Origin of the sequence: Staphylococcus sp. 11511212 (assembly GCF_011394755.1) — a bacterium.
Classification (GTDB): domain Bacteria; phylum Bacillota; class Bacilli; order Staphylococcales; family Staphylococcaceae; genus Staphylococcus; species Staphylococcus chromogenes.
On sequence record NZ_JAANBQ010000003.1, the window covers coordinates 824738 to 848618 of the forward strand.

The window sequence follows — 23881 nt, forward strand, 5'->3', positions numbered from 1 at the left end:
TTTTATCACCTCAAACATATTATAGAACATATGTTCGTTTTTGTGAAGTGCCAAATTAAATTGTCTGTCCTTGTCAAAAATTCATTAAAGGAACTGCTGACTTTTAGCCACACCACTCTTATCTATTTATCCGCATTCTAAAAAGCATGAAATCCCATCTATAATTTTTTTACAAAGCGCAACATGTCTCGACACCAAATGCCATTTTCATAAATTAAAGGCTCATTATCTTGAACGAAAAAAATCAAATGTAATGTCAACTAACCTAAAACCTGCTTTTTGATAAAATGCGATTTGATTAAGACTTGAATTTCCAGTGCCTACAATAATATCTTGATACTGGTGTTGTGATGCATAATTGATGGCATGATTTAATAAGCATTTTCCGATCCCTTTGCCTTGGTGTTGCTCACACACAGCAATATTCATCAATTCAATGCGAGCATTATCCCGCTTCATCAATACATAACACCCGATAACCTCACCTTTTTCTTTGTATAACATACACACGCCCTCTTCCAAATATCGATACACGCGTTTAACAGAAGGGTCTGCGAGCAATAAAAGATTCATGGGGGCTTCCATCATAGATTTTAATCGTTCAAACATGCTTCAATCAACTCCTCAAAAAGAACACTTATACTTCTAGCGTATCATACAGTCTAGAAGCATAAGTGTATAACAAGTAAAAATTCCAATATTGATACAAATAGCTTTCAAGTCATTTTCAAGCTGATATGTTTTTAAATCTACCGTAATTAATGTTTTCTAGACGACTGACACGTGAAGTTTCTCAAATACATAAAAACATTTCATACAAGTTCTTATAACAAAGTCTTTTACTTTGAGATATTGATAACTACTCTAGAAAGTAATATGACGAAAAATAAAAGTTATTCTTGCAACTGAGTTTCTAAACTTAAATCAATGTATTAACTGAACATGAGTATCACTTTAAATGGTTTAAATCGTAGAAATTAAACGAAGCAATTAAAAGGAACTTCTATAATTCTGGAAGATTTGGAAATGGTTTTGAAGCATCCGGAGCTGGTTCAAATTTAGCTCGCTTTTTCTCTAAAACAGCATATCTTGAGAGCGTCTCAAAAATATTAAAATTGTCATGATTATAGTCTATAGGTTTTTCAGGGTTCATCGTAAGCACTTTCGCTCTACGATCAAGCAAATAAGAAAAAGTAATACAATTTCGAAACTGTGTTCTGATTGTATGTTCTGACGCATTAATAATAACAGACTGACGGTTCGCAAAAATGACTTTTGTACGTGCACCTTTTAATTTTATTATTTGCTCAACAAAATGCATATTAATCCATGAATTGTCGGAAGTTCTATCAGAATGTGATGGAAAATAAAATGACGGGAATAACGGAGTAATATTAATTGGAAGTTTACTTTTGAGATCTGAAATACGTTGCGTTTGATCCTTTCTTAAGCGGTAGGGTTCACCATAGCATTTACAACTGTTCTCAATGATCTCAATCGGAGGTTCGTGAACGATAATAGGTGGTGCATCATAGCGGAAAATTTCTGTGCTCTCATTGAAGCCATTTGGACCATCTATTGGGCGAAGAAGCATGTCTCCTTTCATAAGGATATATTTTTTTGCATTAGGGTATTCTGTCATAGAATCCCTCCTTTTCTTATTATTTTTTATATCTCTTTATACCTTTATTATATTCATAATTTCAAGAGTGTCAACCTATATTTGATATTTTTTAAATTTAATTTTACAACTCGTAGGAGCGACGTAATCCATTTTAAAAAAATTCTGAATATTCATTGCATTTATCTCCTTCTTTCGATATACTTTTATTTAACTATTCTAACAACATATAAGGAGTGATTTATCATGAAACACAAAATAGAAATACAAACACACGATACTACTGATGCCATGCGTATGATTCATCAACTCGCTGTTGAAATGGTCATTGAAGATGCTCTGAAAATTCAGCGTAAACAGAAGTTAAAACAATTAATTGATGAAGCTTTATGTAATAAGAATGAAGCCCAATTCAAAGCCTATACAGAAGAATTTTTACAATTGGAGGAACATGAAATTGAAACACTCGGATAGTTCCAGTCATTCCCATTAAAACAGGTCGAAACATTGAACATTACCAATGCATCGACCTGTTATTTTTTTATACCATTAAATTAATAATGTCTTCTTTTGCAATATCTCCAAAATAATAATAGAAATCATATGATTCTAATGCTTCTTGAATTGCTTGCTTTTGATGTAATACACCTTCAAGTGCATATTCAAGTTCTGTTACATCGCCTTCACCAAAAAAGTCGCCAAATATTTTAGCATGTGCAATACGTCCTTTTTTAACATCTAACTTAATTTGAACAAACCCTTTTTCAAATTTGTGTTCTCTTTCAAAGTTGTATTTTGGATTCTTTCCATAGTTCCAATCCCACGTACGATATTTTTCATTACTCAATTTTTCAATGTTGGCCCAATCTTCGTCGGTTAACACATATTCTTCTACCTCTTGATCACCAAATAATTGTTTTAAAATGATATTTTTAAATGTCTCAATATCTATAGGTTCTTCAAGAAACTCTTGAATGTTTGCCACACGTTTTCGTACAGACTTCACCCCTTTAGATTGAATTTTAGCAGGGTTCACACGTAACGCATTTTGAACTTCATCTAACTCGCTATTTAACATTAATGTTCCATGACTAAACATACGATCTTTTACTTTAACCATCGCATTCCCTGATATTTTAGCTTCACCGACTTGAATATCATTACGCCCCGTTAACGCAGCGTCCACGCCCATTTTATTTAAAGCGTCGACAATAGGTTGTGTAAATTTTTTGAAGTTATGAAAACTCTGGCCATCATCTTTTGAAATAAAACTAAAATTTAAATTACCAAAATCGTGATATACCGCGCCTCCACCAGAAATACGGCGGACCACATCTATATTATTTGCTTCAATGTACGGTTGATGAACTTCTTCAATCGTGTTTTGGTTTTTCCCAACGATAATCGAAGGACGATTGATATAAAATAAAAAATAGCTGTCATCTTTATCCATAGGAACAGTATTCAATACATACTCTTCCATCGCTAAATTCAAAGTGGGATCAGTCAAATTATTATTACTAATAAATTTCATATTGCTTCTCTCCTTTTAATAAGGTTGATTCAATTAAATATTGCCCCATATAAAGAGAAATTGCCACTGTTTACACTTAATGATGACAAAAAGATTAAAATTAATGCAAATAGTTTATTTAAATTGTAAATTTTAGTACAATATATGCTAGTTAAATTTTAAGGGGGCGTAAGTATGACGATAGCTGAAGTTGGAGATATTGTAGAATTTTACGATGGTATTAGAGGTAAAGTTGAAAAAATTAATGATAATTCTGTGATTGTAGATCTCACAATCATGGACAATTTTGCTTCACTTGATTTACCAGAAAAAACAGTCATTAATCATAAACGATATAAGATTGTTGAACAAGAAGGTTAATATACTATGAAGAAATTAAACAAACCGCTACTATGGTTTATTTTAAGTTTTATTGTCTTTCACATTATTTTACTCATCATGTGGGGTGAATATAATGTGTATTGGCAACTTTATACTGGTATTATGCTCATTGCGGGTATTAGTTACGTATTTTATCAACGCGATATTGCATCCAAACGCTTACTCACATCTATTGCAATCGGTCTAGGTACTGGTATTGCGTTGGTACTCGTTCAAGTTATTTTTGCTTTTATCACCTCAGACTTAACTTATACTTCACTTATTAAGCAACTATCTCGAACAGGCGTCTATTTTAAATGGCAAATGTTGATTACTTTACTCTGTGTGATGCCTTGTCATGAGTTGTATATGCGCACAATCTTACAAAAAGAGCTCACTCAGATTACACACCAACCTTGGGTAGGAATTGTTGTTAGTGCCCTTTTATCTAGCTCTTTCTTTATTTACCTTGATCGTTGGTGGATTGTATTTTTCATTTTTATATGTCAACTGATTTTAGGATTCAGTTATGCCTATACACGCCGAATCGTAACAACAACAGTAGCACAGATTGTAGCGGTCGTCGTTTTACTTATTTTTCATGGGTAAAGGCGTAACAAATATTAAATTTGAATTGTAGCATAAGAGGCTAGCACATCATCCATAAGAGATGTACTAGCCTCTTTTTTTATTAATATCCAATAAGTGTCATATTTTGCGAAGAGGACTGAATAGCATCTTTTTGGGTTAAACGTTCTATTAAACATTCTGTCATCGACACTTTGGAAACTTCATGTATTGGCGCGTTTTCTAAATATTGTCTGTAATGACGATAACAATAATCTGTCATAATGACACGATACGTATAATCAGGCCGCAAAGTCATTTGCGTCACACGCTGATGTACAGGTTTCGACAAATCGACTGTATACTCAAACCCCTTCCAAAATAGGAAATGGGTCGGATCAATTTGGGAAAGCTCAAGATGTCCTTCATTGACTTGAATATATGCAACACTTTTTTCTATCAACGTTTTAATAATATGTCCTTTTAGCGTTAAATCAATTAAGTAATCTGGATGCGGATAAACCTCATAGACATCTTTATGTTGAACAGGCGTCTTAAAGCCATGAGATGTAGGAATAGGGATATGCACACAGCTTATCGTGTGATCACAGTGTAGCGTCATACTCTCATGTAATAATTGAATGAAGGGGTGCGCCTCAACCAGTAATGATTGAAAATCTGAGAAACGCGTATCTACGTGAACGCCCTCTATTATTTCATTTTGCCATTTTTGCACCGCTTGACGGTCATACTTTGTCATTTCTAATAATGCTTCATGTTCTTCGTATGCACTTAATGACACAATTTTTGGCTGAATTGCAAGTGTTTCGTAGGAGGACTGACGACGTCGAAATGTCACTTCAACATGCACGAGATGTTCTCCGTTTTGGCCTGCACGTACAAATAAAGTACCATCTTCATGCTCTAATGTTGTTGTGCGTTGATGGCCAGTAATAAACAAATCGACTATACCAATATTACTAAGAATCTCATTTGCATAGGCATCCGTATTCGCTTTTTCATTGCGTTGTGAGGTAGAAACGCCTCCATGATAGAGCACAATTAAAAAATCTGGGGCTTCAGCTTCATAGATATATCGAATCCATCGCTTTGCTGAAATCGTCGCACGCTCAATTGCAATATCTTTTTCCATTTCGATATTTTCATTTTTGACTAATGACTCTGAAGTTAATCCGATGATAGCAATACGTAAGTCTTCTATTTTATGAATAATATACGGCGTTGAAAAATAAGGCTCATGCGTCATCGCATATTCAATATTGGCAGATAACCATGGAAAACGTGATAATGCGACTGAACGGTTAAGAAAATCTAAACCAAATTTAAATTCATCGGCACTGACCCCACTGGCATCATAATCGAGCGCATTCATCAGTTTAATCATCGGGTGACGTTTATGTGGGGCAATTATTGCATAGTAAAACGCGACAATACTACCGGCTAAGCTTCCTCCATTATCTAGCAATAAAACATGTTCTTCACGCGAACGAATTTCAGATACGTATGTTCCTGCACGATAGAGTTGCGCTCCTTCTTCTCCGTTTAAGATATGACTATGAATGTCAGATGTCGCTAAAATATGAAGACAAATTTCCTCATGTTGGCGCATAAACAGTACCCCTTTTTATACATTTGCTTCTATTTTATCATACTCCTCAATAACATGAGATTTTGTAAAACTAGCCGTCCCTTTATTCATTTCCTTTAAAAAAGCAGTAAAGAGGCCATCAATATGGCTTCTCTACTGCTTAACATATTCGGTATATCGTGTTATCAATCTATCCAATTTGAATGCGTTCTTTTGGATAGTGAAATTTGACCGGCTCACGATTTCCACTAAACATGATAATAAATGAAATTAAGCCGACACGTCCAATAAACATTAAGATCATGAGAACGACTTTAGAAATGCCACTCAGCTGACTAGTAACCCCTGTGGATAAGCCACATGTTCCAAAAGCAGACATAATTTCAAAGTAAATATGAATAATATTAAATGCGCGACCTTCTGCAAGTAACATAATAAACATACCTATAAATGTAAGGAAAATAGCAATAATAAATACTGCAAAAGAACGTTGAATATCTTGGGTATGTATTTCTCGATTAAAGACTTTGACATTCGATTTTTCCGCGTTCGGTTTATAATTGATTAAAAACAAAATAAGAATCGCAAATGTCGTCGTACGGATTCCACCACCGACTGAACTTGGTGAAGACCCAATAAACATCAATGCGCCTAAAAACAAGTTCGTAGCATCAGAAAATTGAGAGACATCGATGGTTTGTAACCCTGCACTTCGCGTGGTTGCTGATTGGAATAATGCATAGAAGAAAGATTCATGCCATGAATGATCTCTTAAAACACCATGACTTTCAATCAATAATATTCCAACAACACCCACAACTAAAATGGCTAAATAGGTCACCGTCGTAATTTTAGTGAAGAGTGTAAACCTAAAATTAGGAATTCTATTTTTAATGTATGCTTTGACTTCTAATAAAACCGGAAAACCAATCGACCCTAAAATAATTAAAAAAATGATAATGGTCTGGACAAAATAGTCAGAGGCATACGGAATTAACGACTCTCCTGTAATGTCCAAGCCCCCATTCGTCGTCGCTGAAACGGAGACAAAAATGCCTTGAATAATCGCTTCTTTGACATTATGCAATTCACGAAAGAAATAAAAAGATAACAGGATAGCCCCTACTGCCTCAATTAATAAAATGGCTTTCACAATGTCGAGGATTAATTTTACAGTACCACTCATGGATTCCCTATTATTATCTAGCATAATCAGTTGACGTTCACGAATCCCGATATGTTTGCCTAAAACGACCCACAGCAATGTACCGATAGCCATGACGCCGATTCCACCAATATTTAATATTAGCAAAATGACAAAATAACCAAAAGTGGAGTAGGTTTCTGAAATATTGACTGGGGTCAATCCCGTGACACTCACACCTGATACGGCTACAAAAAGCGTATCAATAGGTGCGACTTTTACTCCAGGTTTATGGACCCCTGGTAGATTCAATAATAAAAATGCGACAACAATCGCAACAAGATAATATAAAACAATCCCCTGTTGTGGGCTTGCTTTTCTAAAGAGTTGATTTACTATCGACAAGATTGTTCACTCCACATTATTTCAATTTAAATGCAATGTTTTCCGTGTGACCTTGACGCAATACTTTAAGTTTCACTTCTTGAGATGTATCACTATGTTTAAAGAGTTGCTGCCTATAAGAAAGTGTATCTTTTATAGGTTGTCTATTTAATTCTATAATAATATCACCTTTTTGTAATCCCGAATTTTTAGCTGGACTATTACTTTCAATTTGTCTTACGACGACACCTTCTTTTCTATCGTCTGGAATTTTTAACGCCTCTCGCTCATTTTCACTCAATTCCACAACGTTTTGCATCCCTATTAAAGAATTAGGATAGTCAATTTTACCCTCTTTTTCTAATTTTTTAGCAATTTTCAAGGCATCATTAATCGGTATCCCAAACGCCATACCCTCAACATTCGGCATGCTAATTTTTAATGAAGCGATGCCTATTAAATCTCCTTTTTGATCGATAATGGCACCACCTGAATCACCAGGATTGATAGGTGCATCGACTTGAAAAGCATGTAATAGCATATCATATTGATTATCTTTATCAATATCTACGGGTACATTCCGATCTAATCCAGAAACAATACCTTCACCCACAGAATTATAAAAATCTAGGCCTAAAGGATTCCCCATAACAATAATAGGCTCGCCGAGTACTAATTTACTAGAATCTCCAATATGTAATGGTTGAAGTTGTTTCGCTTCTTTTGCTGGAACTTTTAATACGGCAATATCAGACCATTTATCCGTTCCTACCACTGTCGCCGTGACTTTTTTATCAGTTAAGTAAGTCAATATTTGCTGTTTAGTCGTCCCGATGACATGCGCATTGGTCAATATATAAAGAGTGTCGTCTACTTTTTTGTAGACGACACCAGAACCAGTTTCATTTTCTTGTTGCGACTGATTTTTGACATCTTGAACATTCTCAGGAGTTGCTTGAGACTGACTTTCTACAGCCACAACGGAATTCAGTGCTGCATTCGCATGTTCCATCGTTTTAGTAATTTTTTTATGTGTCCCTTGTTCATTTTGTTGATGTTCGAGCGCATTACGCACATTATCATCACTATGGTTCACATTAGTAAAAATCGCATATAAAAGGATTAATATTAAGAGCGCAGCTAAAACAATCAAAATTTTTGCCCATTCTTTAGAGATAAAGGCAGACAATTTTTCAGTCCAATCTTTCTTCGATGTATAACGATGTTTTTCATGTTCCGCTAAAGGTTGTGCGTCCTCATGCATATTTGACTCTGTTTCTGTAGTAGGATGATTTTTTTGTTGCGTTGTGGCACTTTTTTTAATTTCCTCAGCTTGTTGCTTATATAAATGATTTTGTACAACTTCAGTTTTTTGAGATGACGCTTCAGACTTTGAAGATTTGTCTGCCTCTGTTTTAGGCGTTCCGTTCGATTTATCTTCATGGGTAATTTTTTCAATCCGAGCTTTTCTCAAATTATCTTTAACACGTTCTTTATTGTTTTGAACTTGTGCTTTCTCTCGCTCAGCTTTTCGTTTAGACGCCTCTTCTTCGGCCTTTATTCTTGCTTCGCGTTCCTCATTATGGAAAAATTCACGTCTTTTACGTTTATATTTGTGTCGCGGAATGACATGTTTTTTATCTTGATCCAATCTTCACGCCCTCCTTAATTATGTGCTTCTCTATTATTATGCCATATTGTTCTTCAAATTTCTTTAATAATCCACTCTAAAATAAAAAAGATAAGGAGCGGTTTCGCATATATAAAATTGCGCTACCACTCCTTTTAGTATTTTAAGATGAGCCTATTTATGTGAATGTTTTTTATTTTTGGCTACTGACGTTAACCAGCCCACAATGACAAGCCCTATCATCACTGCCCAGAAGATGATTTGCCATGTTGCAGAGTGTGGGAAGTCATGTGGAATTATACCGATATCGTCGTGTGCTAATACTAACACGACCAATTTAATACCGACCCATCCAACAATTGCAAATGCTGCAGCTTCTAAACCTGGGTATTTATTTAAAAGTTCAACAAAAATCGTTGCTGCAAAACGCATTAAAATAACACCAATTAATCCACCTAAGAACATGACACCAAATTGACCGGCGTCCATGCCCCCAAAGTGAATACCCACTTTAGGTAATGTGACTGCGATTGCAAGTGCCGCAAGCATTGAGTCTATAGCAAAAGCGATATCCGCAAATTCAACTTTCGCCACCGTACCCCAAAATTCTTTGGCGCTTACTTCTTTTTCTACACCTGATTCGTCGAAATGATGGTCATCATTTTCAGGCGTTTCTTCTCCGTGCTTTTTCTTTTTAAAGAATTCGTACAGATTTTTAATTGACATGTAGATAAGATAAATCGCTCCTAATGCTTGAATCCACCAGAAGTTGACTAAAATACTAATTAAGAATAAAGCAATAAAACGAAATACAAATGCTCCTAGTAATCCATAAAACAATGCCTTTTTACGTTGCTTTGGCGGTAAATGTTTGACCATCACGGCCATAACGACCGCATTATCTGCAGCAAGCAAACCTTCTAAAAAGACAAGTACTAAAACGACCCATCCATAGGTTAACAGTAACGTTGGATCCAATATAATCCCTCCAGTTTTTTAATCCCTTACGCGAAACTTTCACGCTTATTGGCATAATTAAAGAGACCCATGCTAAATATATAGCAAAGGTCTCACTTAGCATTTACATTGCCCGCTTCACCGGAAGATATCTCTTCGTAATGACGACAAAGCGCTTTTAACGTCTACACGTTAAACAAGTTACTCCCCTCTGACAAAAACGTCATAGGTATTTAATTATGATGAGATTATTATACCCAATTCCATAAGAAAAAAACACCCTCATCATGTTATTTTTCAAATCGACTTACAACAAGCTGTAAAGTTCGATTTCAGGAAACTTTTCTTCGAACCAGCGTGTCGCAAATTCATTTTCAAAAAGAAATACTTTATTATCGTAACGGTCGTTTACTAAAATAGAACGACTTGTATTCATTTTTTCTTGAATTGCCTCTTCATTATGAATCCAACGCGCGATTTTCTTACCAACAGGCTCCATCACAACATCGACATTGTATTCATTTTTCATACGATGTTCGAACACTTCAAATTGTAATTGACCGACAGCCCCTAAAATGACTTGGTTCGTATGTGGCGATTTATAGTACTGAATGGCTCCTTCTTGTACTAATTGTTCAATTCCTTTATTGAAGTGCTTTTGTTTCATCACATTTTTGGCCGACACTTTCATAAAAATTTCCGGTGTAAACTGCGGTAAAGCTTTAAAATTAAACTTTTGCGTACCCCCAACTAAAGTATCACCAATTTGATAGTTTCCTGTATCATACAGGCCGATAATATCTCCTGCTACGGCATGATTCACCGTCTCTTTATCATCAGCCATGAATGTCGTTGAACGCGTAATCTTTTGTTTCTTTTGCGTCCGCTGCAGTTTGACGTCCATGCCACGTTCAAATGCTCCACTAACGACACGCATAAACGCAATACGGTCACGATGGCGTGGATCCATGTTCGCCTGAATCTTAAAAATAAAACCTGAGAACTGGTCATCAAATGGGCTGACATCTATATCTTCTTCCGTTTGACGCGCATGGGGCATCGGTGCATGGTCAACATAGGCGTTTAAGAAATTTTGAACGCCAAAATTCGCCAAGGCAGAGCCGAAAAAAACAGGCGTTAAGTCCCCTTTCATGAGGGCATCAGTATCAAAAGCTTCTCCTGCTTCATCTACTAACATTAACTCTTCAATTGCTTGTTGGAACACGCTGTCATTGGCAATGTCGTGCGTTTCTTCTAATTCGTATGCTTCATTAATATGCAGTACATTTTCTTCATCTCTGAATGGCTCAATCGTACGTTCTTTTCGGTCGATGATCCCAAAGAAATTTTGTCCCATACCGATTGGCCAATTCATAGGATAAGTTTCAATACCTAGTGTAGATTCGATTTCGTCTAATAAATCAAAAGGATCTTTACCCACACGGTCTAACTTATTGATAAATGTAAAAATAGGAATACCTCGCATTTTACATACTTTAAAAAGTTTTAACGTTTGGGGCTCAATCCCCTTAGCACAGTCAATCACCATGACCGCACTATCGACAGCCATTAACGTTCTATACGTATCTTCAGAGAAGTCTTCATGTCCTGGTGTATCTAAAATATTAATTTTAAAATGGTCGTAATCAAATTGCATAACAGAACTTGTCACAGAAATTCCACGCTCTTGTTCAACTTTCATCCAGTCACTTGTAGCAAATTTTCCAGTTTTTTTCCCTTTTACCGTACCGGCCTCACGAATGGCACCACTAAAATATAATAACTTTTCAGTTAAAGTGGTTTTTCCGGCATCCGGATGCGATATGATTGCAAACGTTTTGCGGGATTGAATTTCATCTTTAATACTCATGTATGCTCTCCTTTATACTTCTTGTAACCAATGTGTAATACGTAATGCAAGTCTTTGTGCTTCATCTTCATCGATAACATTAAATAAATGCATAAATAAATGTTCAGTTAAACTTTCCCCATATAACGTATCATCTATTAAGATAGACCAATTCAAGTCAGGGATAGAAACGATAAAGTAATCTTCTTTCTTATTTTGGTAGATATAAACCTTTGCTGAATAGTCTTCGCTATGGCTTTCTCTAATTTTCAACAGGTCCACCTCCAAATTTTTCATAAGCCGCTTCTAGACCGATTAAATCATCACGATGCGGAACTTTGACGTGACCTGGCATAATTTGATAAGGTTCTCGTCCTTTGGATGCAAGCACGACCGTATCTCCAGGTTCCGCAACTTCAATGGCATGGCGTATCCCTTCAGCTCTATCCGTAAACTCCACATAGTTAGAATGTGTCGCTCCTTTAGCAAGTTCGGCAGTTAACATTTTAGGGTCATCATTTGCAGGATTGTCAGGCGTGAAAATGACATAATCCGCACGAGAAGCCACACGTCCCATTTCAGGCGTTTTAGTTAGATCTCGTTCCCCTGCCATACCTACAAGGAAAATCAATTTTTGCTTCACAAATGGTTCGACGGCGTCAATTAATTTAGTCATTCCGTCAGCCGTATGGGCATAGTCAATGATTAAGTCAATAGGTAAATCAGGGTCGAGCACTTCTAATCGTCCTTCTACTGGTTCTAGATCTCTCACAATTTTTGTCACTGTGGCTAAATCATAACCGTTGACCCATACCCCTAACATCGCTGCCATTAGATTAGCAATATTAAAACGCCCCACGTAAGGAGAGGTCACAGGGTAAGTTCCAAATGGCGTTACAAAATCAAATGTGACACCTTGTAGAGATTCTTTAATATTTTCAGCTTTAAATTGTGCCTCGTTTTCAATACCATAAGTGAGTATTTCATAAGGCGTTACACTATGTAGATATTTTGAAAAATCATCATCATTATTAACGATAGCGTATTTATCTTTTGACAAATCTTCACCGAGTTGACTAAATAAAAGTGATTTCGCGTGCCCGTATGCTTCCATAGTGCCATGAAAATCCAAATGATCTTGTGTAAGATTAGAAAAAATAGCGACATCAAATGTCACACCACTTAACCGTCCTAGTGATAAACCGTGAGAGGAGACTTCAAGTGTCATCGCCTCTGCGCCTGCTTCTACAGCCTCGTGAATTTTTTTCGTTAATGAGACCGTTTCAGGCGTCGTATTTGCCCCTTTTGTAATTTTTTCATTAATTTGGAACCCGTTTGTTCCAAGATAGGCACTTCCCTTACCCAATTTGCGATAGATATGATGAATCATTGTCGCAATGGAAGTTTTACCATTTGTTCCTGTTACGCCAATCGTTGTTAATTGTTGACTAGGATAGTGATATAGGCGATGCGCAAGGTGACTCGCAACGCGTAACGTGTCAGGGACCACAACTTGCGTTACGTCGCCGGTTAGCTTAAGCGAACGATTAACAACAACGAGTCGACATCCTGCGTCAACCACTTGTTGCGCAAATAGGTGACTATCTACAGTATAACCTTCAGAGGCTATGAAAATACTTCCGACTTTAGCCGTTCTTGAATCAGTCGTAATGTCTGTAATTTCTCTATCCAATGTTCCGATGACATTTTTGATTAAAATTTTTTCAAATAGTTGATGCGCATTCACAAAAATCTCTCCTTTTATTTTCACTCACTCATTATACACTTTTCTCAATAAAATCATATAAAATCCAGGATGATTTTACCATTAAAATTCAAAAAACTTCCTATTTTATAACTTGTTGTTTGGAAAATAGGGAATAGAAAGTACGAACGTGCAAACTGTCATTTCTTAAGTTAAAACCACTTTTTTGTTGTGTCTATGTTGGGGATATATTAAGATATAATAATGAATTTGTTTACGTCAAAAAAGAATGGACCCCCCAGTTCCATATACATATAACAGTGAGACGAGGACAGTTTTGATTCTACATAAGTCATATTCTATCCTTAATTCTTTATCTTTTTTGTAAAATATATAGATATTTTTAACATCACTTACGACACATTAAAATTGTAATAGTTTTGTTAGGATTAAAATAATCTTTTCACAATGAATACATTTTAAGTTACACTAAATACGTATTCAAATATACAGCTGTTGCATACTTCTGTAAGTTACAGAAAACAATAGACGGAGGGTGACCTAATCATGGTGACATATAAGAAAAAAATATTAATCATTACTGGTTCATTTGGTAACGGACATATTCAAGTCACTAATAGCATCGTAGAACAACTTAATAACCTTAAACTAGATAACCTTACAGTGATTTCACATGACCTCTTTTTAGAAGCTCACCCTATCCTCACTACAATCACCAAAAAATGGTATATCAATAGTTTTAAATATTTTCGTCGTATGTATAAAGCATTTTACTATAGTCGCCCGAACGAGTTAGATAAATGTTTCTATAAATATTATGGTTTAAATCGTTTATTAAACTTATTGCTTAAAGAAAAACCTGATTTAATCTTGTTGACGTTTCCTACTCCAGTGATGTCTGTCTTAACAGAGCAGTTCAATATGAACATTCCAATTGCAACAGTGATGACTGATTATCGCATGCATAAAAACTGGATTACTCCTAATTCGGAACGCTATTATTTAGCTACAGACGACTTAAAAAGAGAATTCGAACAGGTTGGCGTCCCAAGTGAACAAATCAAAGTCACTGGGATTCCTATTCCTGATAAATTTGAGGTAGAGATTGATCGCACCGCTTGGTTACAACAAAACGGTCTAGATCCAAATGCGCAGACAATATTAATGTCTGCCGGAGCGTTTGGTGTCTCCAAAGGTTTTGATCAAATGATCCAACGTATTCTTGACGAAAGTCCTAACGCTCAAGTTGTGATGGTATGTGGTCGTAGCAAAGAACTAAAACGCCAGTTGTCTGCGACGTTTAAAGATAATCCTAAAGTACTGATTTTAGGATTTACAAAACATATGAATGAGTGGATGGCTTCAAGTCATATGATGATTACCAAGCCAGGAGGTATTACTATTTCCGAAGCATTAACACGTCAAGTACCGATGGTATTTTTAAATCCTGCACCTGGACAAGAATTAGAAAATGCTTATTATTTTGAAGATAAAAACTTTGGTCGTATTGCTTTTACACCTGATGAAGCAATTGACATCGTGACACATTTAACGAATCATCCGCATCAATTAAAAGAAATGATAGACACTATGGCTCAATTGCGAACGCGTTATGCCACACAACGTTTATGTGAAGATTTACTTGAGCTATTAAATGATGCAATGCAATACGACAATGTTTATGGAAAGGTACCTTTATATGCAAAATTACTCGTCAAATAAAGATAACTATATGAAAAACTTTTATCTATTATTAGTTATCCTATTTTTTATGGAATTTGCGAGAGGCATGTATGTGCTTAGCTATTTACCCCTTTTACCAACTGCTACTTCCATCGCAGTTGGTATTACGTCCGTCGCAGTTTCCATCCACTTTATTGCAGATTCCGTTTCAAATTTTGTCATCGGATTTGTTTTAAAGCGTTTAGGTACTAAAATAGTGTTGACTGTGGGGTTTATTTTGGCACTCGCAAGTTTGTTTTTCGTTATATGGTTCCCAATATCACCCTTGGTGCTGATATTAAGTGCGCTTATGTTAGGGATTGCTGTTTGTCCAATATGGGTCATTATGTTAGCAAACGTTGAAGAGTCTACTCGCGGTAAACAAATGGGTTATGTTTATTTTGCATGGCTTGCTGGTTTATTATCTGGAATGATTGTAATGAACTTAATTTTTAAAGCGCATCCGACTCAGTTCAACTTTTTAATGACCGCATGTGTCGCACTCGCATTTCTACTCTATATGTTTGTCAAAGTCTCTTTAACAGCCTATAACCCTAAAAATATTAAACAACAGTTAAAACAAATTGTGAGTGTGTCGAAAAGACATCTCATTTTATTTCCTGGTATTTTGATACAAGGCATTGCGATTAGCGCACTCGTCCTCGTTCTCCCGATTTACGCCATTAACATTATAGGTGTATCAACGGTTGAGTACACTTTAGCCATTATTATTGGGGGAATCGGATGTACCGTTTCGATGTTATTTTTATCTAAAATTATCGATAAACATTCTAATAAATTTATGTATAGCGTCATTTTTATAGGCTTTTTCGTCTATGCGAGCGCAATACTGTCATTTGCATTTATCCACCAAATTTTCATCGTATGGGGGATTGCCTTTTTTATTGGTTTACTTTATGGACTTTTACTTCCTGCATGGAATACGTTTATGGCAAGCTTTATCCATCAAAACGAACAAGAAGAAACATGGGGTGTTATCAATAGTATTCAAGGCTTTGGTGCAATGATAGGGCCATTACTCGGCGGACCTATTTCTCAATTTACAGGTAGCCCTGTTTATACTTTTTATTTTGCGGCGATCCTTATTTACTTTTTAGCCTTTTTCTATGGCATCTATTTTTTAAAACGACACCGTAAAGCTTGAGGTTTGTAATCGTCAAGGTTGAGTCCATAGAGATGTTAAATTCTATATTTCAAGGGGTACATTATAATATTTACCTCACTAAAAAAATAGCCATCCAAATTTTTCGTCAGATAAATTTGGGTGGTTATTCTAATAGAAGTAGACACTCTCCTGCCTTTTTTTGCTTTCACTTAAAGTTTACGTGATAACGCCTTGTAAGTCCTCAAATTATGCGCAGAACTCCTTTTTCAGACCAAAAAAAGATACATATTTCAACATCACAAACCGGACATTAAAATATGTATCTTATCAAAATAAGGTCTCATCCATTTTGTTCAATTAAAATGTGCATTAACCTAAAGTATATGTTTCAATTTCTTCCCATTTATCGGCGTCGTCATTAAATTTCATTAAAGACAATTTATCAATGATTTCTTTATGCTCAATTCCAGCCAAACGAACTTGACCGTAAATGTCTTCAAATTCTTGACTTGTCAAACCTTGAGCAATTGTAAAATGAGGTACAAATGGGTGCTCCGCTTCGCCGTAGAAGTCATCGCCATCAAAACGGTTGAATAAATCTTGTAATTCGTCCGTTTTTTCAACTTTAAAATAGATGACGTTCGTTGTAGGTGCGAAGTTAGATGCTTTCGTTGCATGAACCGTTACAGGTTGCACACCTTCAAGACGCTTTGGAATATCTTGTTTAATAGAGTCTAGTGCATTGTCATCGACTTCGAATTGACTTTTAACAGTCACGTGCGGTTTAATTTTTGTGTAATGTTTATCGTAGCGTTTACGGTAGGCATTGACCTCTTCTTGAAACGCTTGTGACGGAATTAACGCTAATCCTAAAATCATTGAAATTCCTCCTTTGTTTGTCCTTGTTTCTATTATAGCAAAAAATTATATCATTGGTTACTTAAAAAGTATTTTAACAATGCGGGTAATTCTTTTTTCCACGTTTTCCAGTTATGTCCCCCATCTAATTCTTCATAATGATACGTTGCTGAAGTTGATGCGATTAAGCGACTTAACGCTCGATTAGGTGTTAAAAAGTCTGCCCGTTCACCACTCGTCGGGAGTTCAAAGTCTATTTCTTCCTTACCGACCACATGCCAAATGGTTAAGTCATTCTTAAATTGGCACCGTTGAAATAAAGACTCTACAACCTCATCATAATGAGGACTCAACATCCCCACTTGACTCATCACTCGAGGATAAGATAATGCAGTCAGTAATGCAATACTCCCTGCAAGACTATCACCTAAAAGGAGCCGCGCATTTCCCACTCTATAAGTCGGGAAAGTTTCATCAATCCAAGGTAATACTTCTTGAGCGACCGCTCGCACTGTATTGGCCGCTTTTTCACCTTGGGGATGAAATTCGGTGCGTCGTTTTTCTACATTCTCATAATGAAAACCAACAATAATCACACGTTCTACAGCATGATCTCGTCGTAACCTTTCATACACACGATGAATTTGCCCGAAACGTAAAAAATCCCTTCCATCAAAGCATAAAACCACTTTACTTTTATACAAATCAGAATAATCTTCTGGTAAATACACAGACAAAGTGACCTCACGTTGTAAGATTTCACTATACAATTGTGTGGTTATTACTTGTCCAGGTTTAAATTCACTCATCATTAAAGCGCCCCCTGTTTTTATTCAATAAAGATATTGTACCAAGAGACGCTTAACTTGTTAAATAGAGCGTGAGGATAGAAGACCGCCTACCACTCTTATTTTATATTAATGAATGTTACACTTTGATTGGTCCACATTTACTCGTGATTGACTGCCTTGTTATTTCCAATCTATTATTCGCTATCTGGACGATAATTTTCTTCGCGCAATCGACGTGGATAATCTTCTAACCAAAACGTGGCGTTAGGAAGTTCTTTCGGATCAGGACGATAAATCGCTGTTTTACCCGTTCCATTTTTCTTCTTTTGTTGCTCGAAATCTTTCAACGCCTTGAGCGCTGGTTTACACAATATCCAAATGGCAATGATATTCAACCAAGCCATCATTCCTACCCCTAAATCCCCTAACGCCCAAGCGACGTCTGCTGTTTTAATTGAACCATAAGCCGTAGCTACAATTAATAAAACACGGATGACATTACGCCATATTTTGTTTTGTTTTTTAGCGATTCTATTCGTAATATAACTCACATTAGTTTCTGCCATATAGTAATAAGCTAAAATCGTCGTAAATGCGAAAAAGAATAAAGCAATCGCAATGAAATAAGAGCCTAAACCTGAAAACGTCGGATCAAAATGATATTGAGCGCCTTGAAAAGCTTTATCAATCCCTGCTTGTGCATACATTGCTGTTCCTGAATAATCTTTTGTGCCATCAGCATTTTGAACATATATACCCCCATTTTCTATTAATCCTGGGCGTCCATTCGCATCGGTTGTACCGTCTGTTGTATTGTAAGTTCCTGAAATTAAAATGATAAGCGCTGTGGCTGTACAAACAAATAATGTATCCACGTAAACTGAGAATGCTTGAACCAGACCTTGTTTCGCCGGATGCGATACTTCAGCGGCCGCTGCTGCGTGAGGTCCTGTTCCTTGTCCAGCCTCGTTAGAATACAATCCACGTTTAACCCCAATTTCAATCATTGCACCAATAATACCGCCAAACGCCGCTTCCATACCAAAAGCTGATTTAAAAATTAATGCAAATAAAGCGGGTACCTCTGTAATATTCAAAGCAATAATAACGAGCGCCATTAAAATGTATAAAATTGCCATAAATGGCACAACGGCTGTTGCTACTTTGGCAATCCATTTTATGCCCCCAAAAATAATAAGTGCTAAAATAACGATGAGTGCAACGGCAATGACCCATGTTGGAATACCAAATGCGTTATTCATTGAACTTGCAATTGCATTCGATTGTACCCCAGGTAAGAGTAATCCAACCGAAATGATGGTTACAACCGCAAATAGAAGTCCATAAATTTTACCGAATTTCCCCTTTATCCCTTGTTCTATGTAATAAGCTGGACCCCCACGATACTCTCCGTCTTCTTCTTTTTTAAAGATTTGACCTAATGTTGATTCAATAAATGCTGTTCCTGCTCCTAAAAATGCTGTCGCCCACATCCAAAAAACCGCTCCTGGACCACCGATGAATATTGCAGTTGAAACCCCAACAATATTACCTGTTCCGACACGTCCCGCTAATGATAGCGCAATAGCCTGAAAACTCGATATCCCTGTCGGTGATTTTTCCCCTTGGAACATTAAGCGTATCATTTCTTTAAAGTGTCTTACTTGTAAAAAGCGTGTCATTAAACTGAATAAAATTCCAGTTAACAAAAGGCCATATACCAACGGCTTGCTCCATACGATTTCATTCAACCATCCCACAATTGTTTCTACCATAAACATACCCCCATCTTGTCCGAAAATTAAAATTTATAATTTTCAGATAAATATGAATTCATTATACCTGTTAAATATAATCCGTGCAACACAATTAAAAAATTAGCTTTTGTAATTTTATACTTGAAATTTTGTTTCATCACTTCTCGTTTTGGGCTATACTGAAATGTGACTAAAAAATTTAAAGGAGGCGCATTTTATGACGAATAAAGTGTGGTTTCGAACGGGAGTAGCTTTGTTAATTCTCTTCCTATTAATTAAGCTCTTCTTAGAAATCAACAATATTTTCATGCCACTCGTAATTATCGTCCAATCGGTGTTGTTGCCGTTATTATTGGCCGGATTTTTATTTTACATATGCTTACCATTTCAAAAAATGCTTGAAAAAAGACATGTTCCGAGATGGGCGAGTATTACAATTATCCTTCTTGGTCTTAGTGCAATTATTGCTGCTATCATCGGTGTTGTGGGTCCTGTGATTACAAACCAAGTCCAAAATTTAATTAAAAATATTCCTACCATCCAACGTGAAGCACAAGAGCTCATTAATTTTGTTCTTGATCAAAGAGATCGCTTACCTTCAAACGTAACCGAAAAAATTAACAGTATGATTTCAAAAGTAGGTTCTTATATAACAGATATCTTGTCGAATTCTTTTAATATTATTACAAGCGTTATTTCGACACTATTCTTGCTTATTTTAGTGCCATTTTTCTTAATTTTTATGTTAAAGGATCACGAACGTTTTATCCCTGCCGTTGCACGTTGGTTTAACGGGGACCGTAAAATTTTCATTGTTGACCTTTTAACAGATTTAAATCATACTTTAAAATCATACATTCAAGGTCAAGTGATGGTCAGTTTAATCCTAGGTGCTATTTTATTTATCGGCTATAGCCTTATTGGCCTCGAATATACAGTATTACTTGTCATGTTTGCCATTGTTGCGAATATGATTCCGTTCCTTGGTCCATGGATGGCCTTTTTACCAGCGGGTATTTTAGGTCTTATCCAAAGCCCCTCTACCTTCATTTGGGTTTGTGTGGTCACTTTGATTGCACAACAACTTGAAGGTAATGTCATTACACCTAACGTAATGGGGAAATCTCTCAACATCCACCCTTTAACAATTATCATTGTTATTTTGGCTTCAGGAAGTTTAGGTGGTTTTGTATTAATCTTAGTTGCCGTGCCACTTTATGCGGTACTTAAAACAATCGTTCGTAACGTCTTTAAATACCGACATCAAATTATGCTAAAAGCTCGAAGCGACGTCAATGACCATGATCTTTTATAACACATAATAAAACCGCGGATTGAGAACTCTCTTAATCCGCGGTTTTTTCTATCAAATGCCTATCCTCTTGACTACAAATAAAAAACTGCCGACAAAAGTGTGGTCGACAGTCTTTCATATATCGTTTTACAGCTTAATTAAATATATTTATTTTATCGCATGGAAGCCGGCATCTACATGGATATTTTCGCCTGTAATACCACTAGAAAAATCACTTAATAAGAACGCTGCAGTTTTACCCACTTCTTCTTGATTTACATTACGTTGTAGCGGCGCACGTTGCTCGATTTCTTTAAGAATTGTCGTAAAGTTACCCACTCCACGTGAACTTAACGTTTTAATAGGGCCCGCAGAAATACAGTTCACACGGATATTATCTTGACCTAAATCAGCTGCAAGATATTTCACATTCGCTTCTAAGCTGGCTTTCGCAATCCCCATTACATTGTAATTAGGCACTGCAAATTCTCCACCAATATAAGAAGACGTCACAATACTTCCAGCTTCATTCATTATTTTTCGTGCTTCACGAGCAACAATCGTTAATGAATAAGAGCTAATATCTTGGGCCAATAAGAACCCATCACGAGACGTTTCCGAATAACGTCCACGTAATTCTTCTACACGTGCAAATGCGATAGAGTGGAAGACTCCATCAATTTTACCGACTTCTTTACCGATGCGTTCAAAACCATTTTCAACATCTTCATCACTTTGAACATCAATTTGATACACATGTTTTTCTTTTTGGTTTAATTGATCAATCAATTTGTCTAATTCTTTGAAGCTACGCTCTTTTCTGTATGTAAAAACAAGCTTAGCTCCGAGTTGATCTAAAACTTTTGCGACACCAAAGCCAATACTTCTTTTATTAGCAATGCCCATGATGACATACGTTTTACCTTCTAAATTTATCACTGTGAATTGCTCCTTTAAATTAAGATATACAAAATTCATCTTTAATTTTAACATCTGGTCTTAATTTTTTAAAATCAAATCCCTTTTTAAAGCATTAAGATGATTTTGTTATGCCACCACCATTGAAAAACAAAAAACGCCATCTCTTAAGAAAAAAGAAATGAAGTTCTTTAGCGTTATTTAAACATTTCGAGTTCCATTTTAAGTTGATCGACATACTCTTTAGAACCCGTCACAATCAAACGATCTCCGTATTGAAGTTTTGTATCCCCATGCGGCACAATCGATTCGTTATTACGAATAATTCTGACAAAGATAATATCTCCATCAAATGGGAAGTTACGCAGTTGTGTTTCATCAAAAGCATAGTTGAACATTCCAATTTCGTAAATAGACGTTTCAACATTACTCAATAAGTTCAACATGTTCGGAGTTTCAATCATCCCTTTAAGTAATATTTGATTACTTTGGAAGTTACTAAATATTTCAATCCCTTGATGCTTGAGTTGATGTTCTTCATCATTTGTTTCTAATCTACAAATGACACGCTCAACCCCAAATTCTTTTGCCATTAATGCGACTTTTCGGTTGATTTCATCATCATTCGTTGAACATACAACAATATCGCTCTCAAATAGGCCTAATCGCTCCAACATTTTTGATTCATAGTCAGCAATCTCAACCATTGTTATGTCGTCAGATAAAATGCGATGATCTGTCAAATCTTTACGATAGAACAACGTTATTTGATAAAGTTGGGATTGCAAACTTTGAGCGATTGGAATTGATAGCTGGTTTTTACCAATCATAGCTACCTTTATTGAACGTTGCATTTCATCAGGTAACGGGAATAGCTTTTTAAATACAATTGGTACAATAACACAAGTAATGACCGCACTTAAAATTAAAATCCCTGAGGTATCTGCACTAATGGTACCTAATCGTTCTGCGATTTTAGCGGCGGCAATCACTAATGACAACGTTGACGTCAGTAAAAAGGCAGAGGCAATGGTCGTTTTCATATCAAACCATTTTTTAATGATAAGTACAGGTATTAATTTTGAAATTAGGAAGGCCAAAATTAATACAGGAATAATGATAAGAAGTGATGGATTTTGAATTAATGATGGAATATCTAAATCCACACCTACCATAATGAAAAATATCGGGATAAAAAAGCCATATCCAAATGAGTCGAGCTTTTCTACAAGTTCTTTATTGGGTTGTAGCAAGGATACAACTACCCCGGCCAAAAAGGCCCCCAGTATATGTTCAGCGCCGACACCTTCAGCAAGAACGACAAGTAAAATAATTAAAGCAAAGACCGCGCGGATACCAATTTGTGTTGTACCATCCATCAATTTATTAAGGAATGGCGCTTTTTTAAAAAGTCCTCCTAAAACATAAAACACCACAGTAAACACAACGAGTATTCCGATAAGCCAAATCGTACCGCCGCCTTTAGCATGAATGGTACCATAGACTGTTAACAGCAACATTGTCGCCAAATCTGCGAGTACTGCAACGAGTAAAATAAATTGCCCAATCGTCGTACTCATTATGTTCATTTCTTTTAATGTTGGGACAACCACACCTAAAGAAATCGTCGAGATAATAATCACCATGAGAAGGACATCATTAATCAAGCCAATCCACATAAAGCCGAATGCCAAAACGATTGAAATGACCATAATTAAAATAAATACATATAAAGATAAAGAAAGATGACTAGGTCCTTCATGTTTATCTTTTTTAGCCTTTGTTTTATCTTTTTTGAAAGCATTAAAATCAATTTCAAGCCCACTCAAAAACATTAAAAAGATAAAGCCTAGTGTTGAAAGAATGTCTAAAACGTTGTCTCGATGAACGAGATTTAAAAACGAATTCCCGATAATAATCCCCATTAAAATTTCCGCAACCACTACAGGTAAAAAGGAAATTCTTAGTCGATTGACTAAGATGGGGGTGAGCAGCGCAGCAATAATAACAACAACGAGCGATACAAATTCCATA

The 23881-nt window shown here is 36.0% G+C and carries 21 protein-coding genes and 1 riboswitch; of the genes, 6 read left to right on the forward strand and 15 right to left on the reverse strand.

From position 1 onward, the window contains the following. Positions 1-225: 225 nt before the first annotated feature. Both G8Y84_RS05435 and G8Y84_RS05440 read right to left on the reverse strand, forming a co-directional pair. The gene (locus tag G8Y84_RS05435) at positions 226-609 is read right to left on the reverse strand and encodes a GNAT family N-acetyltransferase (RefSeq protein ID WP_349236830.1); all 384 of its coding nucleotides are present in this window, start codon (positions 607-609) and stop codon (positions 226-228) included. Between the two features lie 394 nt (positions 610-1003). Beyond that, positions 1004-1642 (reverse strand): competence protein ComK, encoded by a 639-nt coding sequence (locus tag G8Y84_RS05440; RefSeq protein ID WP_051604934.1) that lies wholly within the window; start codon positions 1640-1642, stop codon positions 1004-1006. Positions 1643-1867: 225 nt separating this feature from the next. Between G8Y84_RS05440 and G8Y84_RS05445 the strand changes: the two genes are divergently transcribed. Beyond that, positions 1868-2095 carry an IDEAL domain-containing protein gene (locus tag G8Y84_RS05445; protein WP_103159399.1) on the forward strand — a complete coding sequence of 76 codons (228 nt, stop codon included), beginning with the start codon at positions 1868-1870 and terminating at the stop codon, positions 2093-2095. Between the two features lie 67 nt (positions 2096-2162). Here G8Y84_RS05445 and lplA read toward each other — a convergent pair whose 3' ends face one another. Then, positions 2163-3155, reverse strand: coding sequence for a lipoate--protein ligase (lplA, locus tag G8Y84_RS05450; RefSeq protein WP_165806175.1), 993 nt, complete (start codon positions 3153-3155; stop codon positions 2163-2165). Positions 3156-3329: 174 nt separating this feature from the next. On the opposite strand from lplA, the gene G8Y84_RS05455 reads away from it, so the two are divergent. Both G8Y84_RS05455 and G8Y84_RS05460 read left to right on the forward strand, forming a co-directional pair. Further along, positions 3330-3515, forward strand: coding sequence for a YkvS family protein (locus G8Y84_RS05455; protein ID WP_037572105.1), 186 nt, complete (start codon positions 3330-3332; stop codon positions 3513-3515). Positions 3516-3521: 6 nt separating this feature from the next. Continuing rightward, the gene (locus tag G8Y84_RS05460; protein WP_037572107.1) at positions 3522-4124 is read left to right on the forward strand and encodes a CPBP family glutamic-type intramembrane protease; all 603 of its coding nucleotides are present in this window, start codon (positions 3522-3524) and stop codon (positions 4122-4124) included. 82 nt (positions 4125-4206) lie between these two features. Here G8Y84_RS05460 and G8Y84_RS05465 read toward each other — a convergent pair whose 3' ends face one another. The 7 genes from G8Y84_RS05465 to G8Y84_RS05495 all read right to left on the reverse strand — a co-directional run bounded on the left by G8Y84_RS05465 (position 4207) and on the right by G8Y84_RS05495 (position 13402). Then, positions 4207-5712, reverse strand: a complete 1506-nt coding sequence (locus G8Y84_RS05465) for a bifunctional metallophosphatase/5'-nucleotidase (RefSeq protein WP_037572110.1) — start codon at positions 5710-5712, stop codon at positions 4207-4209. Between the two features lie 169 nt (positions 5713-5881). Beyond that, complete coding sequence (locus G8Y84_RS05470; protein ID WP_165806176.1) at positions 5882-7240, reverse strand: TrkH family potassium uptake protein; 1359 nt, start codon at positions 7238-7240, stop codon at positions 5882-5884. Positions 7241-7256: 16 nt separating this feature from the next. Further along, a complete protein-coding gene (locus G8Y84_RS05475) occupies positions 7257-8870 on the reverse strand; it encodes a S1C family serine protease (RefSeq protein WP_165806177.1) in 1614 nt (537 codons plus the stop codon). Positions 8871-9023: 153 nt separating this feature from the next. After that, positions 9024-9833: a TerC family protein gene (locus G8Y84_RS05480; RefSeq protein ID WP_165806227.1), complete on the reverse strand. Its 810-nt coding sequence runs from the start codon at positions 9831-9833 to the stop codon at positions 9024-9026. Positions 9834-9909: 76 nt separating this feature from the next. Next, positions 9910-10036: riboswitch (yybP-ykoY riboswitch) on the reverse strand. A gap of 77 nt (positions 10037-10113) precedes the next feature. Next, a complete protein-coding gene (locus G8Y84_RS05485) occupies positions 10114-11676 on the reverse strand; it encodes a peptide chain release factor 3 (RefSeq protein WP_037572120.1) in 1563 nt (520 codons plus the stop codon). A 12-nt stretch (positions 11677-11688) separates the two neighbouring features. Beyond that, positions 11689-11928 (reverse strand): YueH family protein, encoded by a 240-nt coding sequence (locus tag G8Y84_RS05490; protein WP_037572127.1) that lies wholly within the window; start codon positions 11926-11928, stop codon positions 11689-11691. Continuing rightward, on the reverse strand, positions 11918-13402 hold the full coding sequence (locus G8Y84_RS05495; RefSeq protein ID WP_037572130.1) for a UDP-N-acetylmuramoyl-L-alanyl-D-glutamate--L-lysine ligase: 1485 nt from the start codon (positions 13400-13402) through the stop codon (positions 11918-11920). The genes G8Y84_RS05490 and G8Y84_RS05495 overlap by 11 nt, the downstream gene beginning before the upstream one ends. A 525-nt stretch (positions 13403-13927) precedes the next feature. Here G8Y84_RS05495 and G8Y84_RS05500 point away from each other — a divergent pair. Further along, on the forward strand, positions 13928-15103 hold the full coding sequence (locus tag G8Y84_RS05500) for a diglucosyl diacylglycerol synthase (RefSeq protein ID WP_037572133.1): 1176 nt from the start codon (positions 13928-13930) through the stop codon (positions 15101-15103). Then, positions 15081-16268: a lipoteichoic acid biosynthesis MFS flippase LtaA gene (gene ltaA, locus G8Y84_RS05505; RefSeq protein WP_037572135.1), complete on the forward strand. Its 1188-nt coding sequence runs from the start codon at positions 15081-15083 to the stop codon at positions 16266-16268. The genes G8Y84_RS05500 and ltaA overlap by 23 nt, the downstream gene beginning before the upstream one ends. A 330-nt stretch (positions 16269-16598) precedes the next feature. On the opposite strand, the gene G8Y84_RS05510 is transcribed toward ltaA, so the two are convergent. The 3 genes from G8Y84_RS05510 to G8Y84_RS05520 form a co-directional block, all read right to left on the reverse strand. After that, the gene (locus G8Y84_RS05510) at positions 16599-17108 is read right to left on the reverse strand and encodes a 2'-5' RNA ligase family protein (RefSeq protein ID WP_037572139.1); all 510 of its coding nucleotides are present in this window, start codon (positions 17106-17108) and stop codon (positions 16599-16601) included. A gap of 50 nt (positions 17109-17158) precedes the next feature. Next, positions 17159-17896, reverse strand: a complete 738-nt coding sequence (locus tag G8Y84_RS05515) for an esterase family protein (protein ID WP_037573034.1) — start codon at positions 17894-17896, stop codon at positions 17159-17161. Between the two features lie 176 nt (positions 17897-18072). Next, positions 18073-19653 carry an alanine/glycine:cation symporter family protein gene (locus G8Y84_RS05520; protein ID WP_037572141.1) on the reverse strand — a complete coding sequence of 527 codons (1581 nt, stop codon included), beginning with the start codon at positions 19651-19653 and terminating at the stop codon, positions 18073-18075. A gap of 199 nt (positions 19654-19852) precedes the next feature. Here G8Y84_RS05520 and cozEa point away from each other — a divergent pair, with 199 nt between their 5' ends. Beyond that, positions 19853-20950 carry a lipoteichoic acid biosynthesis protein CozEa gene (gene cozEa, locus G8Y84_RS05525; protein ID WP_037572143.1) on the forward strand — a complete coding sequence of 366 codons (1098 nt, stop codon included), beginning with the start codon at positions 19853-19855 and terminating at the stop codon, positions 20948-20950. Between the two features lie 147 nt (positions 20951-21097). On the opposite strand, the gene fabI is transcribed toward cozEa, so the two are convergent. After that, entirely contained in the window at positions 21098-21868 is a 771-nt protein-coding gene (gene fabI / locus G8Y84_RS05530) for an enoyl-ACP reductase FabI (RefSeq protein WP_037572145.1), read from the reverse strand. 176 nt (positions 21869-22044) lie between these two features. Next, a complete protein-coding gene (locus tag G8Y84_RS05535) occupies positions 22045-23880 on the reverse strand; it encodes a monovalent cation:proton antiporter family protein (RefSeq protein WP_165806178.1) in 1836 nt (611 codons plus the stop codon). Position 23881 lies beyond the last annotated feature (1 nt).

Bases quoted from the DNA above. Each gene is read 5' to 3' on its own strand.
- cozEa (WP_037572143.1), top strand. From the start codon at position 19,853: ATGACGAATAAAGTGTGGTTTCGAACGGGAGTAGCTTTGTTAATTCTC.
- G8Y84_RS05520 (WP_037572141.1), bottom strand. From the start codon at position 19,653: ATGGTAGAAACAATTGTGGGATGGTTGAATGAAATCGTATGGAGCAAG.
- G8Y84_RS05445 (WP_103159399.1), top strand. From the start codon at position 1,868: ATGAAACACAAAATAGAAATACAAACACACGATACTACTGATGCCATG.
- G8Y84_RS05455 (WP_037572105.1), top strand. From the start codon at position 3,330: ATGACGATAGCTGAAGTTGGAGATATTGTAGAATTTTACGATGGTATT.
- G8Y84_RS05510 (WP_037572139.1), bottom strand. From the start codon at position 17,108: ATGATTTTAGGATTAGCGTTAATTCCGTCACAAGCGTTTCAAGAAGAG.
- G8Y84_RS05535 (WP_165806178.1), bottom strand. From the start codon at position 23,880: ATGGAATTTGTATCGCTCGTTGTTGTTATTATTGCTGCGCTGCTCACC.
- G8Y84_RS05440 (WP_051604934.1), bottom strand. From the start codon at position 1,642: ATGACAGAATACCCTAATGCAAAAAAATATATCCTTATGAAAGGAGAC.
- G8Y84_RS05460 (WP_037572107.1), top strand. From the start codon at position 3,522: ATGAAGAAATTAAACAAACCGCTACTATGGTTTATTTTAAGTTTTATT.
- lplA (WP_165806175.1), bottom strand. From the start codon at position 3,155: ATGAAATTTATTAGTAATAATAATTTGACTGATCCCACTTTGAATTTA.
- G8Y84_RS05515 (WP_037573034.1), bottom strand. From the start codon at position 17,896: ATGAGTGAATTTAAACCTGGACAAGTAATAACCACACAATTGTATAGT.
- G8Y84_RS05465 (WP_037572110.1), bottom strand. From the start codon at position 5,712: ATGCGCCAACATGAGGAAATTTGTCTTCATATTTTAGCGACATCTGAC.
- G8Y84_RS05500 (WP_037572133.1), top strand. From the start codon at position 13,928: ATGGTGACATATAAGAAAAAAATATTAATCATTACTGGTTCATTTGGT.
- G8Y84_RS05435 (WP_349236830.1), bottom strand. From the start codon at position 609: ATGTTTGAACGATTAAAATCTATGATGGAAGCCCCCATGAATCTTTTA.
- G8Y84_RS05485 (WP_037572120.1), bottom strand. From the start codon at position 11,676: ATGAGTATTAAAGATGAAATTCAATCCCGCAAAACGTTTGCAATCATA.
- ltaA (WP_037572135.1), top strand. From the start codon at position 15,081: ATGCAAAATTACTCGTCAAATAAAGATAACTATATGAAAAACTTTTAT.